Raw genomic sequence first — 26,023 nt, forward strand, 5'->3', positions numbered from 1 at the left:
AGTCCGCTCGGGCTGATGTGGGAAGGGCGCCATTCTACCCGTGGGACAGGGCATGTAAACCGGCATCCTGTAGGCAGAAGAAGCTAGAATAGCCGCACATTTTTCTCAGGAGGTGGCCGATGCAGGCTCTCGACGCGTTGCTCAACCGTGTTTCCGTTCCACGACTGGTCGAACCGGCCCCCACTGCCGAGCAGCGCGAAGCCCTGTTTGGCGCAGCGTTGCGGGCGCCGGATCACGGACATTTGCAGCCGTATCGCTTTCTGACTGTCGAAGGTGCGGCACGCGAGCAAATGGGCGAGTTGCTGGCCGAGGCTGCGCAGCAGCAGGAAGGCGAAGTCACCGAAGCGATGATCGACAAGGCACGCAACGGCCCGCTGCGGGCGCCGCTGGTGGTTGTGGTGATCGCTAAATTGCAGGAGCACGTTAAATATCCGAAGGCCGAACAGTTGCTGGCGGCCGGGTGTGCGGCGCACGGGATTTTGCTGGCGGCGTATGCGCAGGGGATTGGTGCGGTTTGGCGTACGGGGGATTTGGCTTATTCGCAGCATGTGGCCAAAGGTTTGGGCTTGGTTGAGGGTGAAGAAGTGATCGCGTTTCTTTACCTTGGCACGCCGCAGAAAGAGCCTCGCGTAGCTGAGAAGGTCGACCTGACCGAGTTCGTCAGCGCTTGGCCTGGTAAAGCCTGAAGATCAAAAGCCCCTCACCCTAACCCTCCCGAAACGTCGGACCGCCCGTAGGGAGAGGGGACTGATTGGGGGATGCTGTAGAGGTACGCCGACCTGAACGCTCTTCGCTGAATCCAGAACCGGCTTCGGTTTAAGTTGATTTCGCGGAATCCAGAATCGAATTCGGTTTGAGTTGATTTCGTGGAATCCAGAACCGGCTTCGGTTTAAGTCGAATTCAAAGTTGATTCGGCTTCCGAATCCATAATCGACTCGGTTCTTCAGGTCGATGTATGACGCAAGACACCTCGGTCGGCTCCCTCTCCCTCCGGGAGAGGGCTGGGGTGAGGGGCTTTTCTGGGGTGAGGGTGGCTTTTAGGGTTGGACGACGGCGCCGGGTACAAGCGGCAATTCCAGACTGGCAATAAACCCACCCTGCGGATGATTGGCCAACGTCAAACTCCCACCATGGCGCTCCGCCGCCCTTCTTGCAATCGCCAGGCCCAAGCCATGTCCGGCCGCCGTCTGCCCCGGCGCCCGGTAAAACGGTTCGCCCAGCTGACTCAAATGTTCGGCCTGCACCCCCGGCCCATGGTCGCGCACGCTGACGATGATTTTTTCACCCTGACGCGAAGCCTGCATTTCAATCGCCTGACCTTCAGGGTTGAAGCGCTGGGCATTGCGCAGCAGATTATCGACGGCACGCTCGATCATGGTTGGCCAACCTTTCAGGTTCAACTGCGGTTCGGCATCGAGACGAACAATCTGCTCGGGTGAACCGAGTTTTGCATCCTTCTGCAACGTGCCGAGCAGCGCATTCAAATCCACGTCTTCAGCACTGGCATTGTCCGCATCAACCCGTGCCAACACCAGAATTTCACTGATCAACGCTTCCAGCCGATCACACTCGCGGGTCAGCCGTGGCCAGAGTTTCTCGCGTTCTTCGGGGTTGGCCCGCTCTGCCAGTGCCAAGGCAATGCGCAACCGTGCCAATGGTGAGCGCAATTCATGGGAGACGTCGCGCAGCAACTGACGCTGGCTGCCAATCAGGCTTTGCAGGCGTGCGCCCATGCGGTTGAAGTCGGTGGCCAATACGCCGAACTCGTCGCGACGGTTGGCCAGTTTCGCCAGGCTGTTCTGTTGATAGGTGGTTTGTCCGAGGTCATGCACCGCGCCTCGCAAACGGCTGAGCGGGCGGGTGATGGAGAAGGTCACCAGCAAACTGAACAGGGTCAGCACCACCAGCGCGATGCCCAGCGCGCTCAGTGGCCAAAGCAGACTTTCGCGGTGCCAGGAGTCGAGTTCCGGGTGCGGGATGCGGTAGATGAACAGATAAGTGTCACCGGTTTTTTCACTGGTGAACTCATCGGTCAGGCGCCGCCATGGCAGACGTCGGTCATCGTTGTTCTGTCGCGCTTCGAAGGCGGCGGCGCGACGCGGGAAGGTGCCGCGCACCACCGGATCGCCGCTTTCGTTGAGTACCTGAACGTCGATGTGATATTGGCGTTTGCGCTGTTCTAGAATGTCCTGGGCGGCTTCTTCGCCCTGAGCTTCGTAGGTTTGTGTCCATTCGCCGGCGAGGGTGTTGAGGCCCGGATGGCGGCTGAGGATCCACGCGTCCTGGTTGAGCATATGCCCGAGCAGAATGGACAACCCGGCCACCAGAGCGATGGCCAGCCAGAAGCTCGCGAGAATACGCCAGAACAATGAACGCACAGAAAATCCTCAATCAAACACAAATCCCTGTAGGAGCTGCCGAAGGCTGCGATCTTTTGACTTTGTTTTTTAAGATCAAGATCAATAGATCGCAGCCTTCGGCAGCTCCTACAGGTTCCGGGGTGCAAAAGACCCGACGGTATTTAGCCGTCGGGTCCGGGTCAGAACATTATTGCGCCTTTTGCGCCTGTTGCGCTTTCCACGCCTTGAATTCGGCCCATTCGGCGCGACGCTCGGCCTGTTTTTTCTGGATCTCGTCGAATTTCTTCTGTTGATCCGGTTTCAGCAGCGCCCGAACATCGGACTCGGCTTTCTTGTGGTTGGCGGCCATCTCGTCCTTCATGGCTTTCTGGTCAGCCGGCGAGAGTTTTTCCAGGTACTTGTCGACCACTTGCTTACGCTCGTGCATCTGCTCGCCCATGATCTTGCGGATCTGCTCACGCTGTTCGCGGGACAGGTCGAGTTGGCTGTACGGGCCTTTGCCGTGCATGCCGTGCATCTGACCGCCGTGGCGTGGGCCGTCAAGCGGGCCCCCCATCGGGCCGCCGTCTTGCGGCATGGCCATGGCGACGGTTGGCAGAGCGGCAGCGAACATCAGAGCGATAAGAGTCTTGCGCATGGTGTATCTCCTTGTCTCGTTCCCGGTACGTTCCGGATGAGTACAGATTACGGAGATCAAGGTCAGCGGCGGTCAGCACTGCGTAAAGCTTGGGTAAAGACGCTTCGCGCCCAGCCTTACACATGCCCTGTGTAGGAGCTGCCGAAGGCTGCGATCTTTTGATCTGTCTTTTAAAAACAAGATCAAAAGATCGCAGCCTTCGGCAGCTCCTACAGTGGGAATGGGCGCGGTTCAGAGGCTGTAGAAGTAACCGCGGCTGCGCAGAGCGACGATGCGCGGACGTCCGTCGGGGTGCGGGCCGATCTTCTTGCGCAGGTTGCTGACGTGCATGTCGAGGCTGCGGTCGTACAGGGTCAGCTTGCGGCCGAGGGCGAGCTGCGCCAGTTCCTGTTTATCCAGCGGCTCGCCGGGCTGCTTGAGCAGGGCTTCCAGTAGGCGACTTTCGGAGACGGTGAGGGTCAGTTCTTTCTCATCGATGCTGACGACGCCGCGCACCGGGCTGAAACTCAGATCGCCCAGCTCAAGCTGCGTCGAGACTGCCGCCGGGTGGCTGCGGCGCAGTACGGCGCGCAGGCGAGCGGTCAGTTCTCGTGGGTCGCAGGGTTTGGCCAGATAATCGTCGGCGCCCAGTTCCAGACCGAGGATGCGATCCAGCGGCTCACCCCGGGCCGAAAGCATAAGCACCGGCAGATCGGCGTGGTCGTTGCGCAGTTGCTTGAGCAGTTCCAGACCGCTGCCGTCGGGCAGCATCACGTCCAGCACCACGGCCGCCGGCGCAGTTTCAGCCAGTGCCTTGCGCGCGCTCTGGCCATCGTGGCAGGCACGTACGTGGAAGCCTTCCTGGCTCAGCCAGCTACTCAGGAGTTCGCACAACTCCTGGTCATCATCAATCAGTAACAGCTCGCTCATGACTCACTCAATTTAGCCATTGCCGACGTTTTCGGCTTGCTCCACTGGCAAAGATACCGCAGAGCAGCGCCAATAGCGCTACTCCGGCGCCCGTGACGAACCACTGCTGCTGATCGGTCAGCAGACGCGGCAGTGGACTGGCCTGGGCTTCCTTGAGTTGCAGCTTCAAACGCTGGTTCTCTTGGCGCAACCGGGCAAGCTGGGCGCTTTCGCGGGTATTGTCGGCATTTTGCAGTTGTTTGCTCAGTTCTTCCCGCTGCTGCTCGCTGGCCTTGAGGCGCTGCTGCAACTCGGTGATCTGGCTGCCGGCGCTTAACGACAATGGCGTGGAGCTGCCGCCTTCGGTGGTTTCCTCACCATGGGCGGGCGCCATGATCGACAACGTGACCAACATCAGACACAACGGACCCTTGCGCATCGCGACACCTGTTTCCAAATGGATATTGGGCAGGTTGTCGGCAGGCAAACGAGAATAATGAGCGATTGAGAACGCGATGAACCGAGAAGGTTCATCGCGTGGGGAAAGCGTTACGGCAGGACTTGCTTGAACGGCTTGACGAGCACATTGGCGTAGACGCCAGCGGCGATGTACGGATCGGCGTCAGCCCACGCTTGCGCAGCGCTCAGGGAATCGAATTCGGCGACGATCAGGCTGCCGGTGAAACCCGCTGCGCCCGGATCATTGCTGTCGACGGCCGGGTGCGGGCCGGCCAGTACGATGCGGCCCTCGCCCTTGAGCGCTTGCAGGCGTTCCAGATGCGCAGGGCGCGCGGCCAGGCGTGCTTCCAGCGAGTTGGCGACGTCGGTGGCAATGATGGCGTAGAGCATGTCAGTCCTCGGTTTTTGGTGTTGTTGTGGTATCGGCATCGTGCAGGTGACGCGACAGGTAAATGCCCTGTGCGACCAGGAACACCAGGGTCATGCCCAGGCTGCCGAACACCTTGAAGTCTACCCAGTAGCTCTGGAAGGTGAAGGCGACGAACAGGTTGGCAGCGCCGCAGAACAGGAAAAAAGCGATCCAGGCGATGTTCAGGCGGGTCCAGACCGGATCCGGCAGGGTCAGCGCGTGGCCCATGATGCGTTTGATCAGCAGGCGATCACCGATGAAGTGGCTGCCGATGAAGGCGACGGCGAACAGCCAGTTGACCACCGGCGCTTTCCACTTGAGGAAGGTTTCGCTGTGGAAGGCCAGCGTCAGGCTGCCGAACACCAGGCAGGCGATCAGGGTCAGCCATTGGCTCTTTTCCAGCTTGCGCTGTTTGATGAACAACGCGCCGTACACCACCAGGGAACTGATGATCAGCATCGCCGTGGCGCTGTAAATACCGCCTACAGTCACTTCATGGCCAGCGATGTCGACGACCCGTGGATCAAGTTTGTAAACGATGAAGAACAGCAGAAGCGGGATGAAATCGATGAATTGTTTCACAGTAAGAGCCAGAAGCTGGATGTGGCGGCATAATAACAAACATATGGGCGCGCGATAGCGCCAGCTGATTTGAGGTTACAACTCCCCGTGAATGTTGATTTGCACTGCCATAGCACGGCCTCCGATGGCGCCCTGGCGCCTGCGGTTCTGGTTGCGCGTGCGTTCGAGAACGGCGTGCGAGTCCTTGCGTTGACCGACCACGACACCCTCGAAGGGCTGGCCGAAGCGCGTACGGCCGCCAATGAATTGGGTATGCAACTGGTCAACGGCGTTGAGTTGTCCTGCACTTGGGGCGGCGCGACCATTCATGTCTTGGGCTACGGTTTCGACGTCAACGCCGCACCGTTGGTCGAGGCGATCGCCAAATTGCACGATGGCCGCTGGCTGCGGTCCGAAGAAATAAGCCGCAAGCTCGCCCTCAAGGGCATGCCCGGTGCCCTCGAAGGCGCCCGGCAGGTGCAGCAGGAACTGGGCGACAGCGGCAACGCCCCGGCCCGTCCGCATTTCGCTGACTGGATGGTGCGTGAAGGTTTTGTAAAGGATCGCGCTGAGGCATTCCGCAAATGGCTCGGCGCCGGCAAGCTGGGTGACGTCAAGTTGCACTGGCCGACGCTGGAAGACACCGTTGGCACACTGCGCGCCGCCGGGGCCTGGGTCAGTCTGGCGCATCCTTGGCATTACGATTTCACCCGCAGCAAGCGCCGAAAGCTGATTGCCGACTATATTCAAGCAGGCGGGCATGCAATCGAGGTGGTCAATGGCCATCAGCCTGCGGAACAGGTCGGCAGCCTGGCAATCCTTGCCCGTGAGTTCGGTCTGCTGGTCAGCGCCGGCAGTGACTTCCATGGCCCTGGCGGCTGGTCCGAGATCGGCCAGTACCGGCCGGTTCCCGAGGACCTTCCACCCCTGTGGTGTCGGTTCAAACATGACACAGATATTGCCGCCGTCTGAACAGGTAGAGAATGTGAGTCAATTTTTCCAGATTCATCCGGAAAACCCGCAAGCGCGCCTGATAAAACAGGCAGTCGAGATCATCCGCAAGGGCGGGGTGGTGGTTTATCCCACGGACTCTTCCTACGCGATCGGTTGCCAAATCGGCGATAAAACCGCGATCGAGCGTGTTCGTCGCCTGCGTCAGCTCGATGAAAAGCACAACTTTGCGCTGATCTGCAGCGACCTGTCGCAACTGGGCAACTACGCCAAGATCGACACCGGCACCTTCCGTATTCTCAAAGCGCACCTGCCGGGGCCATACACCTTTATTCTCAACGCCACTCGCGAAGTGCCACGCCTGCTGCTGCACCCGAAAAAACGCACCATCGGTCTGCGTGTGCCAAGCCATCCGATTGCGCTGGCGCTGCTGGCCGAACTCGGCGAGCCGCTGATGAGCGTGACCCTGATCATGCCCGGCGATGAAGACCCGCTCAGCGATCCGTACGAAATGCGCCAGTTGCTCGAGCACCAAGTGGACTTGATCGTCGACGGCGGCTTCGGTGGTATTAAAGCTTCGACGGTGATCGACCTCACCGGCGATGACCCTGAAGTGGTCCGCGTCGGTTGCGGCGATCCGACGCCGTTCATGGTCGAGGCCTGAATGTCCGCAGTGGAAACCGTTGTCGATCCCCAGGCCGGCGCTCAGCAGGAACTGCCGTTTGCCATGGTCTATGGCCAGGCGGTCATGGAAATGCCGCTGGACCTGTACATTCCGCCGGATGCGCTGGAAGTCTTTCTCGAAGCCTTTGAAGGCCCGCTCGACCTGCTGCTGTACCTGATCCGCAAACAGAACATCAACATCCTCGACATCCCGGTGGCGGAAATCACCCGCCAGTACATGGGCTATGTCGAGTTGATGCAGTCGGTGCGCCTGGAGCTGGCCGCCGAGTATCTGGTGATGGCCGCGATGCTCGCCGAGATCAAGTCGCGCATGCTCCTGCCGCGCGCCGAAACCGTCGAAGACGAAGAAGACGATCCGCGCGCCGAACTGATCCGTCGCTTGCAGGAATACGAGCGCTTCAAGGCTGCCGCCGAAGGCATCGACGGCTTGAGCCGCGTTGGCCGTGATGTGATCGTGCCCAAGCTCGATGCCCCGGAAGCCCGCGCGCGCAAGCTGTTGCCGGATGTCGCGCTGGAAGAGATTTTGATGTGCATGGCTGAAGTGCTACGCCGTGGCGATATGTTTGAAAGCCACCAAGTCAGCCGCGAGGCATTGTCCACCCGTGAGCGCATGAGTGATGTGCTGGAACGGCTCAAGGGCGGCGGATTTGTGCCGTTCGTCGAGCTGTTCACCGCCGAAGAGGGCAGGTTGGGTGTGGTGGTGACCTTTATGGCGATCCTTGAACTGGTCAAGGAATCCTTGGTCGAGCTGGTGCAGAATGAGCCGTTCGCCGCGATCCACGTGCGAGCCCGAGCCGAATAACGAGTCGAAACATGAACCTGACTGAACCCCGCGAGCTGGCACCCCTGCTTGAAGCCTTTCTGTTGGCCTCGGGAAAGCCGCAATCCCTTGAACGGCTGTTTGAACTGTTTGAAGAGGGCGAGCGGCCTGAGCCTGCGGTCTTCAAGAAAGCCCTGACCCTGTTGGGCAAGTCTTGCGAGGGCCGCGCGTTCGAGCTCAAGGAAGTCTCGTCGGGCTATCGCTTGCAGATCCGCGAGAAGTTTTCGCCGTGGGTCGGTCGCTTGTGGGAAGAGCGCCCGCAGCGTTATTCCCGTGCGTTGCTGGAAACCATCGCGCTGATCGCCTATCGCCAGCCGATTACTCGGGGCGAGATTGAAGACGTGCGCGGTGTGGCGGTGAACAGCAACATCGTCAAAACCTTGCTTGAGCGTGAGTGGATCCGCGTCGTCGGTTATCGCGATGTGCCGGGAAAACCGGCGATGTTTGCCACCACCAAAGGTTTTCTCGATCACTTCAACCTGAAGAACCTCGAAGACCTGCCGCCGCTGGCTGAACTGCGCGAAATGGAAACCGACCCGGTGCTCGATTTCGACGACGCGCCGGTGCCGCAAGGTTTGCAGGAACTGGCCGACGCCAGCGCCGAGCCGGAGGAAGAGAAGGAGGAAACCAGTTTCCATACGTTGTTGCTGGAGCTGGACAGCATGGAGGAGGGGATCAAGACCGACTTCGATGATTTGCTGCGGGATGCGGCGGATGGTGAGGCGCCGACGGTTGATGCAGAAACCGAGACTGAGCCTGCGCCGCAGATCGCCGAGCCAACCATCGAAGTTGAACTTGAAGCTGAGCCAGAAGCCGAACCGGAAGAGGACATTCTTGGCGTCGCCGAAGCCCGCGAGAAGCTGTTGGCTGCCGTCGCCGCCCTCGAACTACCGGCGCCAGAACCCGAACCGGAGCTAAGCGAAGAAGAAGCCGAAGCCCGCGCCCTGGCCGAAGCTATCGAGGCCGAACGCCGCGAGTTCGAAGACTGAGGGGCGCCGAAAAGATCGCAGCCTTCGGCAGCTCCTACATTGAAATACGTCCCCTGTAGGAGCTGCCGAAGGCTGCGATCTTTTGATCTCCCAAAGGTACCCAAATGAGTTCAACAAAAGACCCGTGCATCAGCCTCTGCAAATTCACCGAAGACATCTGCCTAGGCTGCGGCCGCAGCAAGCGTGAAATCAAGGCCTGGAAGAAACTCGACAAGGACGACAAGCGCACCGTACTGGCCGAAGCCGCGCTGCGCCTGATCAAACTCGGTGGCGCCGGTCGGCGGAAAAAGAAATAACTGTCGATCGATCAGCTAGTCTCTGATGCGCGACGGCGCACATCCGCGTATGATTCGCGACCCTTCGCCGATCCCTTCGGCTTGGAACCCAGATTTCAATGCTTCAGGCGTCCAATTCAGAGCGCTTGAACAGACCACACCGGGAGGTGCCCAGATGAGTGACATTATTCAGAAAGACGACCAGGAAATCGGCCCAGCAGGCGAAAAACTGCAGAAAGTCCTCGCCCGTATCGGCGTCGGCTCGCGCCGTGACGTGGAATCCTGGATCAGCCAGGGCCGGATCAAGGTCAATGGCAAAGACGCCACCCTCGGTCTGCGCGTCGACATGCACGACGCCATCACCATTGATGGCAAGGTGATCAAGCGCGAAGAGGCGGCCGAATCGGTACGCCGCGTGATCATGTACAACAAACCCGATGGCGAGATCTGCACCCGTGACGACCCGGAAGGCCGTCCGACCGTGTTCGACAAGCTGCCGCGTCCGAAAGAAGGGCGCTGGATCAACATCGGTCGTCTCGACATCAACACCACCGGTCTGCTGATGTTCACCACCGACGGCGAACTGGCCAACCGCCTGATGCACCCGTCCTACGAGATGGACCGTGAGTACGCCGTGCGTGTACGCGGTGAAGTCGACGACGAGATGATCGAGCGTCTGAAGGCTGGCGTGGTGCTGGAAGACGGCCCGGCCAAGTTCACCGACATCAAACAGGCACCGGGCGGCGAAGGCTTCAACCACTGGTACCACTGCGTGGTGATGGAAGGCCGTAACCGTGAGGTTCGTCGTCTGTGGGAATCGCAAGGTCTGGTGGTCAGCCGTCTGAAGCGCGTGCGTTTCGGCCCGGTGTTCCTCAACTCCGACCTGCCGATGGGTCGCTGGCGCGAAATGAGCCAGTACGAAGTCGACATCCTCAGTGCTGAAGTCGGCCTGACGCCGGTAGCGATGCCGCAACTGAACGCCAAGAGCAAAGACAAACTTGAGCGTATGCAGCGCAAATCGTCGCGACCAATGGCCAAGACCGAGCGCGTGCGCACCTTGCGTCCAGCCGCTGGCGCGCCGACCGGCCCACGTCCAAGCCGCGAGCCGCAGATCGAAGGTGAGCGTCCAGGTCGCAAGCCAGTCGCCCGTGACGGCGAGCGCACTCCGCGTCCGGCCAACGGTCGTACTGAGCGTGGCGAGCGCGGTGCTCCGAGCGGTCGTGGTACGCCAGTGGCGGATCGTCCAGCGGACACCACCAACAAGCGCCCGGCCAAGCCTGCGCCGAAGCGTCCGGGGATCAAGCTGGTTGACGGTGATAAGCCGTCGGGCAAGCGTCGTGGTGCACCGGCAGGTTCCGGTCAGCGTCCGGGGTTTGGTCGCAAGAAACCGGAATAAGGCAGCTGTGAGCTTCTAGCGGCAAGCTTCAAGCTGAAGCAGAAACGCCAACCTCAGGGTTGGCGTTTTTTTTCGTCTGGCAGAAGTTATATAGCGACTGATTCGGCCTCTTCGCGAGGAGGCTCGCTCCCACATTGGAATTGCGTGGAACATAAATCTCCTGTGGGAGCGAGCCTGCTCGCGAAGGCGTCAGTCGCCTAGAACACAAAACGCCCATCAAACACCGGCTTGTCATCCAACGCCAACACTCCACCCGAAAAGATCAGATCGAGGTGATGACTGCCTTTTGCGCCACCGCCCAACCCAAGGTGCAAGCCACAATGCCGTTCCTCAAACCCGGCATTACGCGCATACAAATCCTTCACACCTTCATTGGTGCCAATCCCCAACTCTTCAATCCGCCGGTTCGACGGATTGGCGTCCAGGTACTTGTTGAAATCATGCTCCAGCCCCGGCACGTCCGTGGCGATGCGGCTGATGGTCGAGTTCTCGATCCACAGTTCCAGCGGCGATTCCAGCACGCCGTACTTGCGCGCAAACGGAATGGTGCTGAGGAACGTGCCCTTGAACTTCACATGGCCGTTGATTTCTTCACTGTGAGTAGCGATTTCACCGGGCGCCAAGTCAAAGTTGCCGACACCGTTGATGTCGGTCCACTTCTTGATGCTGCTCAGCGGCGTTTCAAACCATGAACCGTCGTCGTCCTTGAAACTCAGCGTGGTCGCTTGGGACATACGCTGAATCAGGTGGCTGTTCAGCCCGGCGATGCGTTGCGGGGTGACGCTGAAGGTGTCGTAGAAATAATCGCCGTAATCCTTGAACAGCAGCGACTTCTTCCAGTTTTCTGCCATCACCGCTTGCAGCGCGCGGACGAATTCCGGGCCGTCGGGACGCGGGTTGGGCAGGGTGGAAGAGTCGTAGAAGAAAATGTACAGATCGCTGTCGGTAATCGCCGAAGTCAGCGTTGCGGTGCTTTCCAGGTCCAGACGTCGGGCGCTGAACTGGAAACGAGGATGATCGCCTGCCTGTTCGGCGATGGCGCCGGTCAGCGCTTCGTAATCAGCCGTGTGGCCGAGCAGTACCTTCGCCGAGTCGAGGCCGGCAAGGGCAGGGTGGTGTTCGAGGTAGTAAAGGAAATGCGAGATCGCGCGGGGCTTATCCATGAGTCCTCCCTGACTGACCGTGAAGAAAGCGGCAGGCACGACCGGCCGGATCGTGCCTGCCCGGGGATGTCTTACAGAGGCCACATCGCCGTGCCGAACGGAACCACCGCGTCGGCTTGCATCATTTCCACTGCCGCCTCGTGGGTCGGTGCTTCAAACCATTCGTCCAGTTGCAGTTCGGTATCCAAGTCTTTTTCCAGTGCTTGCATGGTCGATCTCCTAGATGACTTTCACGGTTGTGACTGGCCGGTCGAGGTGGCCGGCAAGACGTGAAGAACCTAGTTCACGGATTTTTGTAATGCAAAAAATTATTCATTTAATTTTTAAATAGACTTTTTATTCTGTTTTTTCGTCGGGTTTTTCTCATTTAAAAACAAAAAACTAAGTCGGCGTTTTGCTTAGCAAGCTAGCTACCGTCAATTTGCAGACGTCTGACAGAATTTTCTGAAATGGAAACTCTGCGTTACGCCTCGTAAAGAAATGTTTACGAAAAAGCCGCTGAAACCGAATGAAACCAACCCGCCATGAGCGCTGTAAGGAAAAGCTGCCGAAGCCTGCACGGCCGTGGGCTGCGAGGGGCTCTGGCGCGGTTGTTTCAGCGGCGTTTGCAAGGTGAGATGCGCCCCATGCCTGTCGTGCAGGTGCATAACAAGAAGGAGGCGCAATGAACGCCGTGACTGATCTCCACCTCTCTCCGTGGGACGGTTTTTTCCTCGTCCACGCCGATGGCCTGCAAAGGCCTGACTCATTTTTTGCAGCCGCTCGAGCATCTCGAAGCGGACACACGCAATCCCGGCAACCATCACGCTGATCCAGCGGGGTCTGGCAGCAGGGGGTTAGCGGTGTACAATGCGCCGCGTTTTAACTGTGACCCTCTGCGTAATCGCGCAAATCTCAAGGCTATCCGCCTTGTTCACTCCGTGGCGCCACAAGCGTTTCGGGTTCGATTTCGTCACAGATAAAAACAAACAGGTGACGCATGACCGTTGTAAATAAGCTGAACTCCTGGTGCCTGCGCTGGGGTTTGATCGGGGCTGCTTGAAATCGCAACCTGGCAGCAACGTCTACTGAACATCATCAAACCTTGCGTGAGACCTTTTTCATGAGTGGACAACCCTCGCAATCAGGCGAGCTGAAACGCGGCCTGAAAAATCGCCATATTCAACTGATCGCCCTCGGTGGCGCGATCGGTACCGGATTGTTCCTCGGCTCGGCCGGGGTGCTGAAATCCGCCGGCCCGTCGATGATCCTCGGCTACGCCATCTGCGGCTTCATCGCCTTCATGATCATGCGCCAGCTCGGCGAAATGATCGTCGAAGAGCCGGTGGCCGGTTCCTTCAGCCATTTCGCGCACAAGTACTGGGGCGGCTTTGCCGGTTTCCTGTCGGGCTGGAACTGCTGGATTCTGTACATTCTGGTGGGCATGTCGGAGCTGACTGCGGTCGGCAAATACATCCACTACTGGGCCCCGGACATCCCGACCTGGGTCTCTGCGGCAGCCTTCTTCGTGCTGATCAACGCGATCAACCTAGCCAACGTCAAAGTCTTCGGTGAAGCCGAATTCTGGTTCGCGATCATCAAGGTCGTGGCGATCGTCGGCATGATTGCGCTCGGCAGCTACCTGCTGGTCAGCGGCAACGGCGGCCCGCAAGCCTCGGTAAGCAACCTGTGGTCGCACGGTGGTTTCTTCCCGAACGGGGTGAGCGGTCTGGTGATGGCCATGGCGATCATCATGTTCTCCTTCGGCGGTCTGGAAATGCTCGGTTTCACCGCCGCTGAAGCCGACAAGCCGAAAACCGTGATCCCGAAAGCAATCAACCAAGTGATCTACCGGATCCTGATTTTCTACATCGGTGCACTGGTGATCCTGCTGTCGCTGACCCCATGGGACAGCCTGCTGGAAACCCTCAACGCGTCCGGCGATTCGTACAGCGGCAGCCCGTTCGTGCAAGTGTTCTCGATGCTCGGCAGCAACACCGCCGCGCACATCCTCAACTTTGTGGTCCTGACCGCAGCGTTGTCGGTGTACAACAGCGGCACCTACTGCAACAGCCGCATGCTGCTGGGCATGGCCGAGCAGGGCGATGCTCCGAAAGTGTTGGCGAAAATCGATAAGCGCGGGGTGCCGGTGCGTTCGATTCTGGCTTCGGCGGCAGTGACGCTGGTGGCTGTGCTGCTCAACTACCTGATCCCGCAACACGCGCTGGAACTGCTGATGTCGCTGGTGGTTGCAACGCTGGTGATCAACTGGGCGATGATCAGCTTCTCGCACTTCAAGTTCCGCCAGCACATGAACAAGACCCAGCAGACGCCGCTGTTCAAGGCCCTGTGGTATCCGTACGGCAACTACATCTGCCTGGCGTTCGTCGCGTTCATCCTTGGCGTGATGCTGCTGATCCCGGGCATTCAGATCTCGGTGTATGCGATTCCGGTGTGGGTCGTGTTCATGTGGGTCTGCTACGTGATCAAGAACAAGCGCGGCGCGCAGCAGGCCGTGCACGCGGCAGGTGCTGCCGAGTAAGCGCTGACGCAGAAACACAAAACCCGGCCTGAGTGCCGGGTTTTTTTATGGCTACAAATGTTGGAACGCTATTGATAGTCGGCGAAAGGATAGTCCCTGCACAGGGTTTCGACCTCTGAACGAAACTGCGCGAGGAGCAGCGGTTCCAGGGTGTAATCCTGTTCGCCGAGCGGCGCCACCGTGTTCAGAATCCGCACGATCAAATCGACGATCTGGCGGCTGCCGTGGACATCGACCCGACGTTGCGCCAGCGCAGCGGTGCCGATACGCAGCCCGCTGGTGACAAGTGCCGAACGGGGATCGTCGGGTACGCGATGTTTGTGGACGATGATCCCGCAGTGCCCCAGCGCCGCCTCGGCGATAGCCCCCGTGATGCCACCCCGCAAGCGAACCAGCACCGTATGGTTTTCACTGCAGCCGCCGACCACTTCATAATCCTTGCCCTGAAACGCTTTGGCCATTTCATCCGCCGTACGGCGGATCTGCGCCATGCAGGCGTCGAATGCTGCGGACATTGCATAGCCTAGCGCGGCAGCCTTCGCGGCGATCATGTTGGCGGCGGGCGCGCCCTGCATTCGCGGGTAAACGGCTTGATCAAGCAGGCGACTGAAGGTGGTCCGCAAACCGGGAATCTTGGTGTTCGCATCAGCACCGCTGAGAATCACGCCACCGCGAGGCCCGGCGAGTTGCTTGTGCGTGCAGGTGACGGTGACGTGGGCGGCGTCGATCGGACTTGGGTGTCGCCCGGTGGCGACGAGCCCGGCGATATGCGAAATGTCGGCGAGCAGGATGGCCCCGGCTTCATCGGCAATTTCGCGAAACCGCTGGAAGTCCACGACGCGCGAATAGGCGGTGGCGCCGCAGAGGATGACGCGTGGGCGATGGGCGAGTGCGAGCAGGCGAACCTTGTCGTAATCGATCAGGCCGTCTGCTGTCGTGCCGTACTGGATCGCCTTGTAGTAGGCGCCGGAAAACGCGGCGAGGCTGCCATGCGTGAGATGACCGCCGTGTTCCACCGCCATGCCCAGCAAGGTATCGCCCGGCTCTAGCAAAGCTGTGAGCACTTGGTAAACGGCGTTCGACGCTGAGTGTGGCTGCACGTTGGCGTATTGCGCGCCGAACAGTTGCCGCGCCCGGCGGATGGCCAGCGATTCGACCAGCTCGACATTCTCGCACCCAGCGCTGTGACGCTTGCCGGACATGCCTTCTGCGGTCACGTTGACCAGCACGGAAGCGGAGGCCGCCAAGGTTCGCGGCTGGACTGCGCAGGAGGACGAGACCAGTGAAAGCGTGTGCTGTTGACGCGTGACTTCAGCGTCGAGAATTGCCGCCAGTTCGGCGTCTTCTGCGCGGAGATCTGCCAGGCCGCGTCGCAGCAAGTCAGCCTGGTTCTTGAGCGGTTCAGTAATGACTGCCATTGCTTGATTCCTTCCCTGGTTTTGCGTGATTTGCGCATGTCCTTGCTTGCCAGATCTGTACAGGCGAATCCGTGTTTTGACCGCTGTGCGCGCAAAACTAAACCCTGTACAGGCCCCCCGTTTTTTCGTCCTTTCACTATCGAGAATGCGACGCCGGATTGACGCATCATAAATTTTTCAGTGAGGAACGCCACAGAATTAATCAAAAAAATGAACATTCTTCAAAGAAAATGATTCTTTTTGTGGTCGCGTCGGGTGTAAAACAGGCATTGCCCGGGGACGATTTTCAGGCTTCGGGTGGAAGTCGAAAGGAACTGACGAGTCCGTACGGAGGCTGAAATGCCCCCGCACGTTGGCGGAAGCAGCTTGTGAAAGCTGACTTTTTATACCGAACCCAGGGAGGGAGAATGCTATGATCCTGCGCGGCACTGACAGGGATATAACTGCAATTTCCTACCTCACTTGTGTATGTCCGGAATGATCATTCGGGACGTGACATTGATTGCAGTTAAAAATGGATGATAAGCATGTGATGCACAGAAGAGAAAGATCGGAGAATCTGAAGAACAACATCAAATACCTGATAAAGAGTCGCGGGGAGACGCAGTTGTCCTTGTGTCACTCCAGTGGTTTGACCCGCACGACCATCTATAACATTCTTGAAGGTAAAGTGGTCAATGTACAACAGTCCACTGTGCGCAAGATTTCTGATTTCTTCGGGGTGTCTTACGAGGAAATAGAGACGATTGATTTTGAAGAAAAGGAAATCATCGAAAGCAGTATTTCGCCACAGGGGAATATGAATCCGGCGGCGGTTCCGGTGATTAAAGAAAGTCTGCTGCTGCAAAGTCTGGATAAGAGAATTGGTGAGTTGGCCACGATTTATCCACTGACTTACTATTTTGGCGCGTCCTTTAACATGATTGGCGTTTTGCTGGAAAATGAAATCAGCGGCATGAATGAACCTGGCGATCTGTTGATCGTGCAGAAAGGAGCATCGACCAGCGACAGGGAAAAGCTGGTGTATGACAAAATCACAGCGAAGTTATCTATAAGCCATGAAGGCAACTTTGATACGGATCGTGTATGCGTAATCGGAGATGTAATCGAGGAACGATTTAATGGATTGCAGTGTTGAGTTGGAAAACAGCAAGTACAAGTTGCTGGGATTCGAAAATGGAAAAAGCCTGGCCGTCATCATGGTCATTGCGACAGGCAAAATAATTAAAATAAAGCTAAGTGAAGTGTTGAATAGTGAGATTATGGATAATCTGAATAAAATCGAAGTGAAAAACCTCTACAAGAAGTTTTACTCCCAGGGCGGAGCACTCACCGCTTACGAAATAAATGACCGCCATGAGAGTTCCTGGATGATCTATATCATCCTGAACCTGATGCTGTTCACGCTTTACATTTTCACCAGTATTGCTGCGACAAAACCGATCTACCTCGAATATTTCGATATTGTCGTAACGCCGGGCACCTTCCTCTATCCGCTGACGTTTCTGATCGTCGACTTGCTCAACGAAACGTTTGGCCTGAGGCTCGCGCGAAAAGCGATTCTGTTCGCGTTCATCAGCAACGCCGCGATTATCATTCTGCTGGCCATCACGACTCATCTTCCGGGATTGCCGGGCTGGAAACTCGATGGCGCTTACAATGATGTTATCAGTCAGTTGTCCGCAGTTCTGGTAGCGTCTTCTATATCGTTTCTGGTTTCCGAGAACATAAATTCGTATCTGTTGTGCAAGATTAAAGAGCTGACAAATTCCAGGTTTCTGTTCTTGCGAGTGTTTTTAAGCACATTGTTTGCCGTGATCATCGACAGTTTTCTGTTCTGCTATATCGCGTTTTACGGAACGATGGAAAATAGCGCGATACTGGGCATGATCTACGTTCAGATCGCAATCAAGGTAGGTTTTGCCTTCTTTAATATCTTGCCGGCCTACGGCGCAAGATCATTGTTCAAGAAATACCTGACGGGTGCGCAGACGCAATAAAGAGAGGAGAGCGCTCACTCGGCATGCTTGAGTGAGCGCTTCTTGTTGCGGTATTACTTTAAGCCAAGTTTCTCTTTCAAGCGTTGAGTCACCTGCACTTTATTGTTCAGGAACTCATTCAAGCCTTTTGCGCGAAGATTGCAGGCATCGCAATCGGAACATCCAGTGCCTTTGATGCCGTTATAGCAAGTCAGTGTTTCTTCGCGAACCAGATCCAGTTGATGGTGGTAATCAGCCAAGGCCCAGGTTTCTGCCTTGTTCAGCCACATCAATGGTGTATCCAGTTGCAGCTTGTAATCCATGCCTAACTCAAGGGCTTTATTCAAGGCCTTGACGAACTCATCCCGGCAATCGGGATAGCCCGAGAAGTCGGTTTCACAAACACCGGTAATGACCGTTTTGGCCTGGACTTGATAGGCATAGATAGAAGCCAGCGTCAGAAACAGAATGTTCCGCCCCGGAACAAAGGTGCTTGGCAGGCTCTCGCCGGAACTGTTAACGGTCGGGACCGGAATGTTATCGCGGGTCAGGCTGCTGATGGCCAGCTCATTGAGCAAGGACACATCCAGCGTTTTATGCACGGTCACACCGAGCTTTTTCGACAGCTGCTGCGCCACTTCAATTTCCGCGTGATGACGCTGACCATAGTCAAACGTGATGCAGTGGACTTCATCGTAGTGGGTCAGGGCGTGGATCAAGCACGTGGTGGAGTCCTGCCCGCCGCTGAATACGATAACTGCTTTGTTGGTCATGGTTATGCTTCCTGCATTGAGGTCTTGAGGGCAAAGGTGGAGATGATACTCGAAATAGGGATGGAGTTCGGTGCAGAGTCCAGATGCGCGCGTGAGTCCGCGAGCGGCCTGATCCACTTTAGAGCCTTTTTTTTGCTGCCCTCTTTCGGGCAGTAGGTGGTTGTTAGAGGAAAGCTATACTTTATTAATTCTCAAGGACATGATTTGTCCGCAAAGAGTTTCATAATGAAAAGTAATCACGAGCAGACGGGCTGCTCGCTGGTCCAATGATATGATTGAAAGTCAAGTCTATAAAAATCAGTCTGCAATCTCGAGGATTGTTATCTGTCGACCAATTATGTAAAGCTCTCCATCCTCGCGTATCTGGGCTAGTGAAGTGGGATCGGCATCCATGTCGTAATTTCCATCAATTTCCACGCACCAGACGTCGTCAAATTTCAAGATCCTAACCCCAGAGCATATCGAGTTAAACTGATTGCCTTTAACTTTTGCACTTAATTCCTCGACCGCCCCAACTATCACCTTTACTTTCTTCCATACGTTGCCTTTAACTCTATGATCTCTGGCATGGAATATTACTTGCGCGGCAAGGGGTTCGTTGGGAAGGTAAAAAAAATCGAAAGAAAGAATTAACCCATCTTCAAAACGATGAAAGGCCTCCGAAACCTTGCTTACTTGTTCCATAGACACTACCTATAGGTGGTGAGGATTGCATACCTGATTGGGTTACTCCTCATCTCTGATGGGCCGTACTTGGTTTGAGGTTGACGGCACCCCGGATCATGACTAGATGAGAAGTTGTCGATTCTACCAGGGACAGACTTCGTTTGTTTGATCTTCAATAGCTTGGTCTTTTTACGAGAGATTCTTTGTGCTTGTGCACGAAACAAATTAACCATTGGAGCGCGAAGAGAGTAATGCAGCTTTAGGATTTTCTTTATATCTAAAGCATACGCCGTCTTACGAAAGGAGTTTTAAGTATAAATTCACGAGTAAACGGTGTTGGAGTAGGGTCGGAGTCGGCTTCAACCAAGTTATTCGCAAGCTCTGAAAATTCTACTATCTGTTCGGGAGGGCCAGAGATTAATATTGCTCGAGTGTCAGAGTGATCTTCACCTAGCATGACGACAATGCATTTTTTCGAACATAGTACTGCTATCACTTTATGAAATAACTTTAATGAGGAGGCTTGAGAGTAGTCTGTGCCTGAAGCTCTATAAATTTCACTAATTACACTGAGGATCTCTTTTTTATCACTTTCATCCAATTCCATCTCTGACAAAAATATTAATGCATTCCATCCTTTGTATATGGCTGTCAAAAGTATTTTTATTTCTTCGCTACTGGAGGCAGTTGAGAGGTCGCAGAAATTATGCCTCCCCTCAATGTCTAAGTTTAATTCGAGGTGTCTTCTTTTGTTTGTCGCGTCTAAACCGATCTTTCCAAATGCTCTTTTATGTAAGTCTAGTTTCTTCGCAATACTGCTACTTGAATCGAGTTCGGCAGCAAGCACAGTATATATGTTATATCGAAAGAAAATGGGTCCCAAATAGTCAAAAATCGACCCGTAATCGTAGCCTGTAGCCAGATACCATAATGAGTCGCATGAGGTATCAAAGCGAAATCCACCAGATTTGGTAGCAAGAACAGACGCAATATCAACGATGGTTTTCATTGTGGCTACCCTTTTAATTCTTGGTTCTCATATGACTAATGTTCTTCATTTAAACCGTTAGAAAAGGAGGGGTGAGATTATCTTAATTTTTTCAAGGGTGGACTATATTCAAGAAATTCAATAAGCCAGGCCAGACTGCGTGGAGATTAACCACGCCATCTATAATCAACTCAATCAGCTTATGAAAATCAGTTGAAATCATATGTAGGCCAAGGCTTTTTGTAAGCTAGTGTATTGGGAGTTGAGATGGATTATCAATCATGATCCACTCCGCGGACTCCCCTGCAACACTGTAAAATTCGTCAAAAAAGCAATTTAAGTCGCTGGAAAAAACGTCAAATGCGCCATGCCCATATTCGCCAGAAATCTTCGTGATCGCGACATATCGGCAGGCATTTTTGAGAAGATTGTATGCCTCTTGGCTTATAGAAAAGTCATCGCTCTGCAAAAAAATAGTTAGGGTGGGAGGAGTAGGTTTTTCCACCCTTCGATGCCTTGAAAGTATTTCATACTTTTTGAAGTCTATTTCGTATCGCCTATGTTCGCTCACTGCGCGCTCGAACTCCCCATCTTTATCTCTAAACAAAAAAAATGGCATGTAGTGAAGTTTCTTGCTTGATGGTGGCTGAAGTTTTCCATTGATATCGATGTAGTAGCAATTGTCAACTAGGGATTTAATCGCAGCAGCGCCCTCCTTAGATCTATCGAAACCGATTAAGCCGTTTTGATCAACAGAGGCTAGCAGTGCGAAATCATCATTAATTTCCGCAGGGATACTCCTAATGCGACTGCTAGAGGTTTTTTTGAAATCATCGAATCTCGCCCGATAACAAATAATTTTGTAGTTTTTCACACTACATTCCCCCCGGATAAGTGAATATTTTTGACTCCCCTTTTTTGTTCTTTGCGTGAACATGTGGAGTGCTGTGGTGATCGGGGTGTCCTTCTCCGACCATGTGAGGATGACCATCTGGGTGATCGAAAACTTCAGAGTTGTCGTAACCACGGCGTCCCAGCGTTTTAACTCCACGCTTTTTCAAGCAAGCACAGAATCGTCCGTCACTGTCACCGTTCAGTTCTTGAGTAGAAATATCCTGTCCGCCTCTTCCTACCCTTGGAACTTGAGCGTGTTGTTGTGCCTTCCTCATTGCGCTTGCGCGACTTTTGGTAGCAACAACAGTCTCCAATCCCAATGGGTCAATCCACTCCATTGGGTTAGGTGCATACCGGTAAAGGTTAAGTCCACCTTCATAACGTATCGGATCCTGCGAGATAAACCGCCCAACCCCCGGATCATAGTACCGATACCGGTTGTAATGCAGCCCCGTCTCATGATCGTGATACTGCCCCTGGAACCGTATCGGGTTCACAACGCCATGCTGCCGCGCCCACTCCGAGCGCTGTTCCGTCACCTGTCCCCACGCCTTGTACTGCGCGGTCCACGCCATGTTGCCTTGCGAGTCCGTCAATTCCTGCGGCGTGCCGAGGTGATCACACTGATACCAGGCCAACGCATCAAACGGTAATGCCGTCGCCTTGTGATTCCACACTGGATCTTCATCAAGGCTGTATTCACCGCTGTAATCCGGCAGCCCAATCAGATCGATTGGCGCGTGCCGTACAGCCTGTGCCACAGGGACAAAAGTGCCCGGTTCGAAGACGTAGTGCACCGTGCGGCCGGGCTCGCCATCGCTTTGTGCCGGACTGCTTTCCCAGGCGAGGTTGTCACCATCCCAACCGTACAAGGTGAAACCGCAGCCGAGTTCGCGCTGTTTGCGGGCGTGTTCGTTTCTGTTCCAGAGAGAGCCGGCTTCGGGACGCTGTTTGTAGTGCGCGCGGGATTTTTTGTGCAGGCGGCGTCCCAGTGCGTCGTAGGCGAAATCCACGCTCAGGCGCGGGTCTTCAAAATGCACCAGCCGATCAAACAGATCCCAGCGCAGGTCGCTGCGTTGGCCGTTGTGCCAGCGCTGAATCTGGTTGCCGCGTTCGTCGTATTCGTAGTGGGTGCCGGCGTATTCGCGCAGCAGGTTGTCGACCAGTTTGCTGCGTGGTGGGGTCAGGTCCAGTGGGCGGCGAATTTCTGTCGCTTTGTCGTCGAGCAGGTTGCCGGCCGGGTCGAAGGCGAAGGTTTCCACGCCTTGACGTGTGGTGGCGCTGAGCAGTCGGCCGACCGGATCGTAGCGATAGGCGAGCGGGCCGCGACGGCTGTCGTTGATGTCGGTCAGTTGGCCGGCGGCGTCGTAGCTGTATTCGCGTTTGAGCAGGGTGGATTTGTCGTCGCTGCGTCCCAGCAGTTGCTCTTGCAAACGGCCGGCCGGGTCCCAGCTTTGGGTTTGCAGCAGGTGGTTGCCTTGATGGCGGGCGACTTCGCGGTGCAGGTCGTCGCGTTCGTAGCCGATCAGTTCGTGCTCATCGAGGCGCAGGCCGAGCAGGTGACCGCTGCCGTACGTCAGCCAGCTGACGCGGTGGCCGTCGGGGCGCACGCTGGCGACTCGTTGGTTGAGCACGTCGTACTCGTGCTGCCAGATCGCGACGGTGGGTTTTTCCAGACCGAGGTAATGTTGGTGTTCGCGCAGCAGATTACCGGCCGGGTCATGGAACCATTGCAGGCGGCTGTCGGCGTTGTCGGCCAGCACCAGGTTGCCGTTGCCGTCATAGGCAAAGGTTTCGCTTTGCGACTGATCGCCCAGAGTGGCGCGACGCTCGGTCAAGCGGCCCATCGGGTCGAAGCTCAACGAGATGACGCGTTGGCCATTGATCGATTGCGCGAGGCGACCGGTGAGCGGGTCGTACTGATAACGCGTGCTGCGCCCATCGAAACCGCGCTCTTCGAGTAGGCGTCCGACCGGGTCGTAGTGGAAGTGCGCGCGTTGTTCGCTTTCGTTTTCCAGCGCTGTTAACCGTCCGAGACGGTCCCAGCGGTAGCGCAGGGTTTGCTCGGCAGCGTCGATGCGTTCGGCGATCAAACCGGCAGCGCTGTAGCTCCAGGTGGTGCAACGATCGAGAGCGTCGACATGCGCCAACAGCCGACCTTCGGCGTCTCGCTCGAAACGCTCTTCGGTCTTGTCCGGGTGCTTGATCAGCACCAGTTGGCCGGCCTTGTATTCGTACTCGGTGGTGTGTCCGGCAGCGTCGGTGAAGCAGATCATCTGCCCCAGTTCGTTGTATTCCCACGCGCTGGTTTTGCCCGAGCAATCGACGTACTCGACCAGTTGCCCGGCGTCGTTGTAGTCGAGGTTTTTTTCGTTGCCGTTGGCGTCCTTGATCGCGGTGGGCTGGCCGGATTTGTTGTAGGCGTATTCGGTTTTGTTGCCCAGTGGATCCAGCGCTTCGACCAAGTTGCCTTGGTCGTCATAGGCGCGTTGCCATTGCCCGCCCTCGGCATCGCTGATCTTAATCAGCAGATCCTGATCATCGTAGGCGTAATGCATCACGGTGTGATCGGCGCGGATGTGTTCGAGCAGGTTGCTGCGTTCATCGTAGCTGTAGCGATCGGTGCTGCCGTCAGCATTGACGCGGCGCACGATGTTTTTGGCCTCGTCGCGGAAGAACCACTCCGAACGCTCGTCCGCGTAGCGAATGCGATAGGTGTAGCCAAGGATGTCGTAGTAGTGCCAGGTCTCGTTGCCGAGGGCATCGGTGACATAGGTCAGACGAATGTTTTCGTCCCATTCCAGACGCGTGTCGAAGCTGCCGTCGTCGGCCCACTCGCGCACGGCTTTGGCCTTGGCGCTTGAACCGTCCCATTGCAGGTTCATGCCGCGCCCGGTGCGGTCGGTATAGCGGGTAATCAGGTGATGCTCGAACTGATACGACCAGACGGCACCGTTCTCGTCCTGCGCCTGAATCAGGTCGCCATAGGCGTCGTACTGGTAGGCGCAGAGCTGGCGCAGCGGTTCGCCGTCAACGATTTGCCAGAGGCCGATCAGCCGGCCGTGATCGTCGATCATCGTGCCGAGGTGCAGGTGCACTTTGGTGAAGTCGTTTTCCTGATAGGTGATCAGATCCGAGAGCAGCGAGTGTTCGCCGTGACGATGTTCGTAATGCAGCATGATCCCGGCGCCGTTGCGCAGCGAGATATTGCTCAGCACAAAGCGCTGGCCACGGCGGACGTAGGTTTCCTTGCGTTCGAAACCACGGCACAGCAGCAACTGATCTTCGCTGTTGCGGACCAGGGTGATGTTTTCGATGGCGTCGTAGTGGAACAGGCCGACCTTTGGCAGTGGATAGCTATGGTCGCGGCCATCAGCGCCGTAGAACGTCAGGCCATCGTCCACGCAGTCAAAGCGTGTGGTGAATTCACTGATCCAGCGAGCGCCGAGGTCGCTCTGATCGTAAGCGTCGAGGCGTGAGTTGTAGGTGCGCGTCCATTCGATCGGGAAGGGGCCGGGCAGGCTGAAATCGGTATGGCTGAGGCTTTCCGAACCCAAGGCAAAGTTGATGCTGAATTCAGTGGCGCATTTACAGGGACCTTTCTCTGGATTGGGCGCGCTTTTCGCTGGGACTTGCTTGTTGTTAGCGCCCAATTCGCCCTCCGCAGCCGTGTGGGTGGCCTTACCGGTCTTCTCGGTATGGACCGCGGCGTTCTGGCCATGGGCATTGCGCTTGCGCCACAGGGTCACAGCGCTGGAAAGGATCTGCAACAGCCAGCCGATGGAGTTCTGCACGTTTTTATCGTCGAGCTTGCTCAACTGCGTGCGCAGCTCCGGGCCCATCGCGCGCAGTTTGCCGGTCTCGGTGGTGATCTGTGTCTGGAGCTTGGTCGACACCAGATTCTGCGCGACGCTGTTGGCCAGGCCCTTGCCTGCCGCTTTCAAGGCGCTGTTGGCGGCCGCTAAAAAGTTGTCGGCCGTCGCGAGGGGGTCGTTGAGGAGTTGGCCGCGCCCGACGCTGGCTCTTGCGCTGGCTTCCTCCAGATCACCCTTGGCATCAAACCGGCCAAGGGCCGTTGTTTCGATACCGGTGGCAATCTCGTTGATGATTTCTTCGCCGAGCTTGCCAGCGTCCGCCAGAATCCCCGGTAACTTGCCTTTGGCTTGCTCAACAAAGTCATCGAGTGTGCCGATGATCGAGGCGTTCAGGTGACCGACCAGCACCTCGATCACCGAGGTGCTGAGCAACAACTTGCTGCTGGCCCTCATCTCCTGTCGCACCAGAAACAGCGTCGGCCGCAGGGTCATGCGCGCCGCCGCCATCGACGGCGGCAACGGCAAGACGCCGATCAGGTTGATGCCGAGGCTGGCCCACGTGAGCAAGTCGCGTTGCTTGGCGTCCGACAGGGTGACGATGTCACTCAGCGCATCGACCAGCGCCATGATGTTGCCGACCACCGGCAAGAAACCGGCGTAGTTCTTGATCCGGTCAAGCGTAACCACACCATCAGTGGCGGATTGCAGCCAGGCATCGAAAGCCGCCGCACTGCTGGCGACGTCCTGAACGTCGATGGCATTGAGTGGAACGATGGCAGCTTGGGGCTCACGTTTTGCGACAGCAGTTTCAGTGGTCATCACGGCATCTCACCCGCCAACAAGGGCCGGGCTTTGCGGGCAAAAGTTGAAGACCTCAACGAGCGGGCGACAACAAGCCGCCTCTCAGAGGTACGCATCAAAGTGAAAAAACGGGATTAGCTGACGACAGCGCCTTTCGGGCCACTGGCGATCAGTGCGGCGCCGCAAGCGGTTTTCATGCCGTTCAGTGCGATGGGGGTGCCATCGACGGTGTAGGTGCTGCTGCCCTCGGCAATCGGGAAAACCCCTTTGCACAGCGGGCAGCTGACCTTGTGCCCGACCCCGGCAATCGGCTTGCCGTTGAGGTCGGTCTGGGAGAAGGCTTCGAGGACTTTGCCACCGTGAGTGGTGGAGTCGCCCAAGCGAATTGCGTCTTTCATTGCGTCATTCCTTTGACCGAGAGTTGCTGGCTCGGCGAGCAACCCTGTCTTTCCTGCCTGCATTCAGCACGCGTTAGTGCCGATTTGATATCAAAATCCGTGCCAGCCACTATATGGCCATTACGCAGCAAGGGTTTGCGTCGTGTGCCTTAGAGATAAATCGATTTTTGTTGTGGG

At 56.5% G+C, this 26,023-nt stretch carries 25 protein-coding genes; 10 read left to right on the forward strand and 15 right to left on the reverse strand.

Features of this window, described 5'->3' with window-relative positions:
- Positions 1-119: 119 nt before the first annotated feature.
- Positions 120-686: a nitroreductase family protein gene (locus M5G26_RS27435; RefSeq protein WP_150692156.1), complete on the forward strand. Its 567-nt coding sequence runs from the start codon at positions 120-122 to the stop codon at positions 684-686.
- A 352-nt stretch (positions 687-1,038) separates the two neighbouring features.
- Here the strand turns inward: M5G26_RS27435 and M5G26_RS27440 are convergent, their stop codons facing one another.
- From M5G26_RS27440 to M5G26_RS27465, 6 genes are all read right to left on the reverse strand, one after another.
- Entirely contained in the window at positions 1,039-2,379 is a 1,341-nt protein-coding gene (locus M5G26_RS27440) for a sensor histidine kinase (protein WP_134177734.1), read from the reverse strand.
- Between the two features lie 169 nt (positions 2,380-2,548).
- A complete protein-coding gene (locus tag M5G26_RS27445) occupies positions 2,549-2,998 on the reverse strand; it encodes a Spy/CpxP family protein refolding chaperone (protein ID WP_007919681.1) in 450 nt (149 codons plus the stop codon).
- A 231-nt stretch (positions 2,999-3,229) separates the two neighbouring features.
- The gene (locus M5G26_RS27450) at positions 3,230-3,907 is read right to left on the reverse strand and encodes a response regulator transcription factor (RefSeq protein WP_016987937.1); all 678 of its coding nucleotides are present in this window, start codon (positions 3,905-3,907) and stop codon (positions 3,230-3,232) included.
- A 7-nt stretch (positions 3,908-3,914) separates the two neighbouring features.
- The gene (locus tag M5G26_RS27455; RefSeq protein ID WP_038363742.1) at positions 3,915-4,325 is read right to left on the reverse strand and encodes a translation initiation factor 2; all 411 of its coding nucleotides are present in this window, start codon (positions 4,323-4,325) and stop codon (positions 3,915-3,917) included.
- 110 nt (positions 4,326-4,435) lie between these two features.
- The gene (locus M5G26_RS27460) at positions 4,436-4,735 is read right to left on the reverse strand and encodes a YciI family protein (RefSeq protein WP_008021382.1); all 300 of its coding nucleotides are present in this window, start codon (positions 4,733-4,735) and stop codon (positions 4,436-4,438) included.
- A gap of 1 nt (position 4,736) precedes the next feature.
- On the reverse strand, positions 4,737-5,336 hold the full coding sequence (locus M5G26_RS27465; protein ID WP_007919675.1) for a septation protein A: 600 nt from the start codon (positions 5,334-5,336) through the stop codon (positions 4,737-4,739).
- An 87-nt stretch (positions 5,337-5,423) separates the two neighbouring features.
- Here M5G26_RS27465 and M5G26_RS27470 point away from each other — a divergent pair, with 87 nt between their 5' ends.
- From M5G26_RS27470 to rluB, 6 genes are all read left to right on the forward strand, one after another.
- Positions 5,424-6,287 (forward strand): PHP domain-containing protein, encoded by an 864-nt coding sequence (locus M5G26_RS27470; protein WP_134177735.1) that lies wholly within the window; start codon positions 5,424-5,426, stop codon positions 6,285-6,287.
- Between the two features lie 13 nt (positions 6,288-6,300).
- Entirely contained in the window at positions 6,301-6,930 is a 630-nt protein-coding gene (locus M5G26_RS27475; RefSeq protein WP_038363745.1) for an L-threonylcarbamoyladenylate synthase, read from the forward strand.
- A 123-nt stretch (positions 6,931-7,053) separates the two neighbouring features.
- Complete coding sequence (locus tag M5G26_RS27480; RefSeq protein ID WP_172828192.1) at positions 7,054-7,752, forward strand: segregation and condensation protein A; 699 nt, start codon at positions 7,054-7,056, stop codon at positions 7,750-7,752.
- An 11-nt stretch (positions 7,753-7,763) separates the two neighbouring features.
- Positions 7,764-8,759, forward strand: a complete 996-nt coding sequence (scpB, locus tag M5G26_RS27485) for an SMC-Scp complex subunit ScpB (RefSeq protein WP_273917002.1) — start codon at positions 7,764-7,766, stop codon at positions 8,757-8,759.
- Positions 8,760-8,863: 104 nt separating this feature from the next.
- On the forward strand, positions 8,864-9,055 hold the full coding sequence (locus M5G26_RS27490) for a DUF1289 domain-containing protein (RefSeq protein ID WP_150795330.1): 192 nt from the start codon (positions 8,864-8,866) through the stop codon (positions 9,053-9,055).
- A 154-nt stretch (positions 9,056-9,209) separates the two neighbouring features.
- Positions 9,210-10,430, forward strand: coding sequence for a 23S rRNA pseudouridine(2605) synthase RluB (gene rluB / locus M5G26_RS27495; RefSeq protein ID WP_273917003.1), 1,221 nt, complete (start codon positions 9,210-9,212; stop codon positions 10,428-10,430).
- Between the two features lie 197 nt (positions 10,431-10,627).
- Here the strand turns inward: rluB and M5G26_RS27500 are convergent, their stop codons facing one another.
- Together M5G26_RS27500 and M5G26_RS27505 are read right to left on the reverse strand one after the other, a co-directional pair.
- Entirely contained in the window at positions 10,628-11,593 is a 966-nt protein-coding gene (locus M5G26_RS27500) for a leucyl aminopeptidase (RefSeq protein ID WP_273917004.1), read from the reverse strand.
- Positions 11,594-11,664: 71 nt separating this feature from the next.
- Positions 11,665-11,802: a hypothetical protein gene (locus tag M5G26_RS27505; protein WP_003222780.1), complete on the reverse strand. Its 138-nt coding sequence runs from the start codon at positions 11,800-11,802 to the stop codon at positions 11,665-11,667.
- 893 nt (positions 11,803-12,695) lie between these two features.
- Between M5G26_RS27505 and M5G26_RS27510 the strand changes: the two genes are divergently transcribed.
- Positions 12,696-14,114 (forward strand): amino acid permease, encoded by a 1,419-nt coding sequence (locus M5G26_RS27510; RefSeq protein WP_273917005.1) that lies wholly within the window; start codon positions 12,696-12,698, stop codon positions 14,112-14,114.
- A 68-nt stretch (positions 14,115-14,182) separates the two neighbouring features.
- Here M5G26_RS27510 and glyA read toward each other — a convergent pair whose 3' ends face one another.
- On the reverse strand, positions 14,183-15,532 hold the full coding sequence (gene glyA, locus M5G26_RS27515; RefSeq protein ID WP_273917006.1) for a serine hydroxymethyltransferase: 1,350 nt from the start codon (positions 15,530-15,532) through the stop codon (positions 14,183-14,185).
- A gap of 532 nt (positions 15,533-16,064) precedes the next feature.
- On the opposite strand from glyA, the gene M5G26_RS27520 reads away from it, so the two are divergent.
- Together M5G26_RS27520 and M5G26_RS27525 are read left to right on the forward strand one after the other, a co-directional pair.
- Entirely contained in the window at positions 16,065-16,670 is a 606-nt protein-coding gene (locus M5G26_RS27520; protein WP_134177749.1) for a helix-turn-helix transcriptional regulator, read from the forward strand.
- Positions 16,654-17,532 (forward strand): queuosine precursor transporter, encoded by an 879-nt coding sequence (locus M5G26_RS27525; RefSeq protein ID WP_007919658.1) that lies wholly within the window; start codon positions 16,654-16,656, stop codon positions 17,530-17,532. Before M5G26_RS27520 ends, M5G26_RS27525 begins: the two co-directional genes overlap by 17 nt.
- 53 nt (positions 17,533-17,585) lie before the next feature.
- Here the strand turns inward: M5G26_RS27525 and queC are convergent, their stop codons facing one another.
- From queC to M5G26_RS27555, 6 genes are all read right to left on the reverse strand, one after another.
- Positions 17,586-18,284 (reverse strand): 7-cyano-7-deazaguanine synthase QueC, encoded by a 699-nt coding sequence (queC, locus tag M5G26_RS27530; protein ID WP_007919656.1) that lies wholly within the window; start codon positions 18,282-18,284, stop codon positions 17,586-17,588.
- Between the two features lie 297 nt (positions 18,285-18,581).
- Positions 18,582-18,968, reverse strand: a complete 387-nt coding sequence (locus M5G26_RS27535; protein ID WP_273917007.1) for a hypothetical protein — start codon at positions 18,966-18,968, stop codon at positions 18,582-18,584.
- Positions 18,969-19,227: 259 nt separating this feature from the next.
- The gene (locus M5G26_RS27540; protein WP_273917008.1) at positions 19,228-19,959 is read right to left on the reverse strand and encodes a hypothetical protein; all 732 of its coding nucleotides are present in this window, start codon (positions 19,957-19,959) and stop codon (positions 19,228-19,230) included.
- Positions 19,960-20,185: 226 nt separating this feature from the next.
- The gene (locus tag M5G26_RS27545) at positions 20,186-20,812 is read right to left on the reverse strand and encodes a hypothetical protein (protein ID WP_273917009.1); all 627 of its coding nucleotides are present in this window, start codon (positions 20,810-20,812) and stop codon (positions 20,186-20,188) included.
- A gap of 1 nt (position 20,813) precedes the next feature.
- Positions 20,814-25,466 (reverse strand): RHS repeat-associated core domain-containing protein, encoded by a 4,653-nt coding sequence (locus M5G26_RS27550; protein ID WP_273917010.1) that lies wholly within the window; start codon positions 25,464-25,466, stop codon positions 20,814-20,816.
- A 116-nt stretch (positions 25,467-25,582) separates the two neighbouring features.
- Positions 25,583-25,846: a PAAR domain-containing protein gene (locus tag M5G26_RS27555; RefSeq protein WP_150730758.1), complete on the reverse strand. Its 264-nt coding sequence runs from the start codon at positions 25,844-25,846 to the stop codon at positions 25,583-25,585.
- Between the last annotated feature and the right edge of the window lie 177 nt (positions 25,847-26,023).

Source organism: Pseudomonas sp. TNT2022 ID642 (assembly GCF_028656995.1).
GTDB lineage: Bacteria > Pseudomonadota > Gammaproteobacteria > Pseudomonadales > Pseudomonadaceae > Aquipseudomonas.